The organism is uncultured Campylobacter sp. (assembly GCF_938045595.1).
Taxonomy (GTDB): Bacteria; Campylobacterota; Campylobacteria; order Campylobacterales; family Campylobacteraceae; genus Campylobacter_B.
Genome location: NZ_CALIBB010000145.1, coordinates 1 through 5,729 on the forward strand (window position 1 = coordinate 1; position 5,729 = coordinate 5,729).

Genomic DNA, 5,729 nt, shown 5'->3' on the forward strand with positions numbered 1-5,729 from the left:
AAATCTCTAAGCGAGATCATTAAAGGTAAGCAGGGCCGCTTCCGTCAAAATTTACTCGGCAAGCGCGTGGATTTTTCGGGTCGCTCCGTCATCGTCGTAGGTCCAAATTTACGCATGGATCAGTGCGGTCTGCCTAAGACGATGGCGCTTGAGTTATTCAAGCCGCATCTAATCGCTCGCCTTCAAGAGAAGGGCTATGCAACGACCGTTAAGCAGGCTAAAAAGATGATCGAAAATAGGATCAATGAAGTTTGGGAGTGCTTGGAGGAGGTCGTAAAGGATCACCCGGTTATGCTAAACCGCGCACCGACGCTTCATAAGATGTCTATTCAGGCGTTTCATCCCGTGCTCGTCGAGGGCAAGGCTATCAGGCTGCATCCGCTAGTCTGCGCCGCGTTCAACGCCGACTTCGACGGCGATCAGATGGCGGTGCACGTGCCGCTTAGCCAAGAGGCGATCGCGGAATGTAAAATTTTAATGCTAAGCTCGATGAATATCTTGCTTCCTGCGAGCGGAAAACCCGTCGCGGTGCCTAGCCAGGATATGGTTTTAGGAATTTATTATCTAAGCCTCGAAAAGCCGGGTGCAAAAGGAACAAATAAAATTTTTGCAAACGTCGATGAGGTAATGCTCGCCGTAGAGGCAAACGCCCTAGATATCCACGCTAAAATCAAAACGATGATCGATCATCGCATCATCTTTACGACCGCGGGGCGATTGATCATCAAATCGATCCTGCCTAGCTTTATTCCGGATCATCTTTGGAATAAGATCATGAAGAAAAAGGATATCGCCGAGCTTGTCGATTACGTCTATAAAAACGGCGGCCTTGAGATAAGCGCGGAATTTTTGGATAATCTTAAAAATTTAGGCTTTGAATCTGCGACTAAAGCGGGCATATCGATCTCCGTTTCGGATATCATCGTGCCGAAGTCTAAAGCGGGTCTTGTAGAAGAGGCTAAAAAGCAGGTCAGAGAAGTTCAGAACCAATACGGCGCAGGCTTGCTAACCGACGGCGAGCGCTATAATAAAACGATCGACATCTGGACCAGCACCAGCAAGAAGCTAGCCGATGAGATGATGAAGATGATGGAGAAGGATAAGGACGGCTTTAATTCTATTTATATGATGGCCGATAGCGGCGCGCGAGGTAGCGCGGAGCAGATCAAGCAGCTAGCGGGTATGAGAGGTCTGATGAGTAAGCCGGATGGCTCGATCATCGAAACGCCGATCACTTCAAATTTTAGAGAGGGTCTGAACGTAAATGAGTATTTCATCTCGACTCACGGCGCGCGTAAAGGTCTTGCCGATACGGCGCTAAAGACCGCAAATGCGGGCTATCTGACGCGAAAGCTGATCGATGTTGCGCAAAATGTCAGGGTTACAATGCATGACTGCGGTACGCACGAGGGTATCGAGGTTACCGAGATTGTAGAGAACGGAACGCAAATAGAAAGCCTAGCCGATAGGATTATGGGTAGGGTGCTAAGCTCGGATGTGATTGATCCGGTATCGAATGAAATTTTATTCACCGAAGGCACGCTTCTAGGCGTTAATGAGGTACGCACCATAGTCGATGCCGGCATCAAATCCGTAAGCATCCGTACGCCTATTACGTGCAAGGCTGAAAAAGGGGTTTGTGCGAAGTGCTACGGTGTAAATTTAGGCGAGGGCAAGCTGGTAAAACCGGGCGAAGCGGTCGGTATCATCTCTGCGCAATCAATCGGCGAGCCGGGCACGCAGCTTACGCTACGAACCTTCCACGCCGGCGGTACCGCATCTACCGAGCAGCAAGATCGCCAAGTAATCGCCGATAAAGAGGGTTTCATTAGATACTACAACGTCAAGACCTATGAAAACGGCGGCAAAAATATCGTGATGAACCGCAGAAATGCTGCGGTGCTTTTGGTAGAGCCTAAGATCAAAGCTCCAATTACCGGTAAGGTAAGTATCGATATAACTCACGACGATGTGAATATCATGCTAAAGGGCAAGAAGGAAGAATTTAAATATACCATCCGCCGCCATGATCTAGCTAAGCCTACCGAACTTGCAGGTGTAAGCGGTAAAGTTGAGGGGAAATTCTACATCGTATTTAAAGACGGCGAAACCGTTGGAGAAAATGATAGTTTAGTAGAGGTTATAAAAGAAGACTGGAATATCCCTACTCGAATTCCGTTTGCAAGCGAACTTCGCGTCAAAGACGGCGAGCCGGTAACTCAAAAGATCAAAGCGGGAGCAAATGGTACGCTTAAGTATTTCATCCTAAAGGGCGATTATTTAGAGAGACTAAGAGATATCAAAAAAGGTCACGTCGTAAGCGAGAAGGGTATGTACGTAGTCATCTCCGATGAAAACGGCAGAGAGGCGATCCGCCACTACATACCGCGCGAATCTGTCATTACCTATGATGATAATAGCGTCGTAAAAAGCGAAGATCTTATCGCTAAGCCTAAGAAAGATGATCGATTGATTATCGCCGAGTGGGATCCGTATTCCATCCCTGTGGCCGCAGAGTGCGAGGGTAAGATTAGCTTTGAGGATATCGAGCCTGGATATACCGCTACGGAGCAATATGACGAGACTACCGGCCAGAGCCGCTTGGTCATCAACGAGTATCTGCCTCAGGGCGTCAAACCGGCAATTATCGTAACTCCTAGCAAGGGAGAGCCTATCAAATATAATCTAGGACCGAAGACCGCGATTTTTACGAATAAGGGCGATCAGGTAGCGATTGCGGATATTTTGGCTAGAACACCGAAGGCTGCTGCGAAATCAAAAGATATCACTGGCGGTTTGCCGCGCGTATCGGAGCTATTTGAGGCGCGCCGTCCGAAAAATACCGCGATTATCGCGGACATCGACGGCACCGTTCGCTTCGATAAGGCGTTGCGTGCAAAAGAGCGCATTGTAATCGAGGGCGAGGACGGAACAAGCGCCGAGTATCTAATCGATAAGAGCCGCCAGATCCAAGTGCGAAACGGCGAGTTCGTCCACGCAGGCGAGAAGCTTACCGACGGAGTTATCAGCTCGCACGACGTGCTTAGAATTTTAGGCGAAAAGGCGCTGCATTATTATCTGATAAGCGAAATTCAACAGGTTTATCGCTCTCAAGGCGTCGTTATCAGCGATAAGCATATCGAGATCATCGTATCTCAGATGCTCCGCCAGGTTCGAATCGTCGATAGCGGCGATACTCAGCTAATCGTCGGCGATCTCATTAGCCGCCGCAGATTTAGAGAAGAAAACGAGCGCATTATGAAAATTGGTGGCGAGCCTGCGATTGCAGAGTCCGTGCTACTGGGCGTAACTCGTGCGGCCGTCGGAAGCGATAGCGTCATTTCGGCAGCGTCTTTCCAAGAGACTACGAAGGTTTTAACGGAGGCTAGTATCGCGGGTAAATTTGACCGATTAGAGGACTTGAAAGAAAACGTAATTTTAGGTCGCATAATTCCGGTCGGAACCGGTTTGTATAAAGACAAGGAAGTTAAACTTAAAAAATAATTTAGGGCAAAAAGCCCTAAATTTACCTAAATTTAAAGGATAAAGCATGAATATGATCAACATAAATTTCGGTCTTTTATTTATCAGGTTGGGGCTTGGAGTTTGTCTTTTAATGCACGGAATTTTTAAGCTTACTCACGGCATAGACGACGTAAAATCGATGCTGGTTGCCAGAGGAATTCCGGATTTAGTGGCTTACGGCGCATACGTAGGCGAGGTGCTGGCGCCAGCGATGATAATCATAGGCGTATTTTGCCGCATAGGCGCTCTGCTTGTGATCGCAAACGTGCTCATGATAATATATGTCCTACACACTCCGTTGAGCGCGCTTACCGGCGTGGGCGGATTTGAGCTTGAAATCGTATATCTGTATCTTTCCGCTGCGATCTGCTTAGTGATCTGCGGCGGCGGAGAGTTTGTACTGATTAGAGATTAAAATTTAGTTAAATTTACGTTTCTGTAAGTTTAAACAAAGTATAATCCAAATCTTTTTGAATAAATTTTTGTGAAAGGAAAGATGTGCCAACCATAAATCAATTGGTCAGAAAAGAGCGCAAGAAGATTACCGAGAAATCGAAGTCTCCGGCGCTAAAGAATTGCCCTCAACGAAGAGGAGTTTGTACTAAGGTCTATACTACGACCCCTAAAAAGCCAAACTCAGCGCTTCGTAAAGTTGCCAAAGTAAGGCTTACTAGCGGATTTGAAGTCATCAGCTATATCGGCGGTGAAGGTCACAATCTACAAGAGCACTCCATAGTGCTAGTTCGCGGCGGTCGTGTAAAGGACCTACCGGGCGTTAAATACCACATCGTCCGCGGTGCACTCGATACTGCAGGCGTTGCGAAACGAACCGTTGCAAGATCAAAATACGGTGCTAAACGACCTAAAAAATAGTTTAGCCTAAACAGACCGGCACTAGATTTTGCCGAGTTTGAGTAAAATTTTAAAATTTGAAGGAATAAAATGAGAAGAAGAAAAGCTCCCGTTAGGGAAGTTATGCCCGATCCGATTTATGACAGCAAAGTAATCACAAAATTTATTAATTCGCTTATGTTCGACGGCAAAAAGAGCGTCGCTACCGAGATTATGTACGGCGCCTTAAATTTCATCGACAATAAAGGCGGCGAGAAGAAAGGTATCGAAATTTTTAACGATGCCATCGATAACGTTAAGCCTTTGATGGAAGTAAAATCTCGTCGCGTAGGCGGCGCCACATATCAGGTTCCGATCGAGGTCAGGCCGGCTCGACAGCAGGCTTTGGCTATTCGCTGGATCATCTCTTTTGCGAGAAAAAGAAGCGAGCGCACGATGATAGAGCGCCTGGCTTACGAGCTTATGGACGCCGCAAATTCTAAAGGCTCTTCATTTAAAAAGAAAGAAGATACCTACAAGATGGCAGAAGCCAACAAAGCTTTCGCGCATTATCGTTGGTAGGAGGGCATTATGGCAAGAAAAACCCCTTTGCATATGGTTAGAAACATCGGTATTGCCGCTCACATCGACGCCGGAAAGACGACTACAAGCGAAAGAATTCTATTTTTTACCGGTATGAGTCATAAGATTGGCGAGGTTCACGAGGGCGCCGCTACTATGGACTGGATGGAGCAGGAGCGCGAGCGTGGCATTACGATTACGTCTGCGGCAACGACCTGCTTTTGGAATAATTATCAGATAAATTTGATAGACACCCCGGGTCACGTAGACTTTACTATCGAAGTGGAGCGCTCGATGCGCGTTTTAGATGGTGCGGTAGCAGTATTTTGCTCTGTAGGCGGCGTTCAGCCTCAAAGTGAGACCGTTTGGCGCCAAGCGAATAAATACCATGTTCCGCGCATCATTTTCGTAAATAAGATGGACCGCGTAGGCGCAAATTTTTATAATGTCGAACAGCAGGTAAAAGATAGGCTCAAAGCCCATCCTGTTCCGATTCAAATTCCGATCGGCGCAGAAGATGATTTTAAGGGCGTTATCGATTTGGTTACTATGAAGGCGCTCGTTTGGGATGATAGCAAGGGTCCTTCTGCTCCCGAGATCGTTGAAATTCCTGCTGAATTACGAGAAAAAGCGCAAGAGTATCGCGATAAGATGATTGAGGCGGTAGCAGAGACTGATGAAGCCTTGATGGAGAAGTATTTTAACGGCGAAGAGCTAAGCGTAGAAGAGATTAAAAAAGGCATCAAGAAAGGCTGCTTAAGCCTAAGCTTCTTTCCTATGCTATGCGGTAC

5 protein-coding genes are annotated in these 5,729 nt (G+C 47.1%); all 5 read left to right on the top strand.

Annotation, left to right across the window (positions count from 1 at the left end):
- Nucleotides 1-3,504, top strand: a 3,504-nt coding sequence (gene rpoC / locus Q0340_RS06225; protein ID WP_298082587.1) for a DNA-directed RNA polymerase subunit beta', incomplete at its 5' end; no start/stop codon positions are given.
- A 46-nt stretch (nucleotides 3,505-3,550) separates the two neighbouring features.
- A complete protein-coding gene (locus Q0340_RS06230) occupies nucleotides 3,551-3,940 on the top strand; it encodes a DoxX family protein (protein WP_298082588.1) in 390 nt (129 codons plus the stop codon).
- An 83-nt stretch (nucleotides 3,941-4,023) separates the two neighbouring features.
- Entirely contained in the window at nucleotides 4,024-4,398 is a 375-nt protein-coding gene (rpsL, locus tag Q0340_RS06235) for a 30S ribosomal protein S12 (RefSeq protein ID WP_005872613.1), read from the top strand.
- 69 nt (nucleotides 4,399-4,467) lie between these two features.
- Entirely contained in the window at nucleotides 4,468-4,938 is a 471-nt protein-coding gene (gene rpsG, locus Q0340_RS06240) for a 30S ribosomal protein S7 (protein WP_177386837.1), read from the top strand.
- 9 nt (nucleotides 4,939-4,947) lie between these two features.
- Nucleotides 4,948-5,729 (top strand): GTP-binding protein (locus Q0340_RS06245; protein WP_298082589.1); only part of this gene is annotated, 782 nt, incomplete at its 3' end.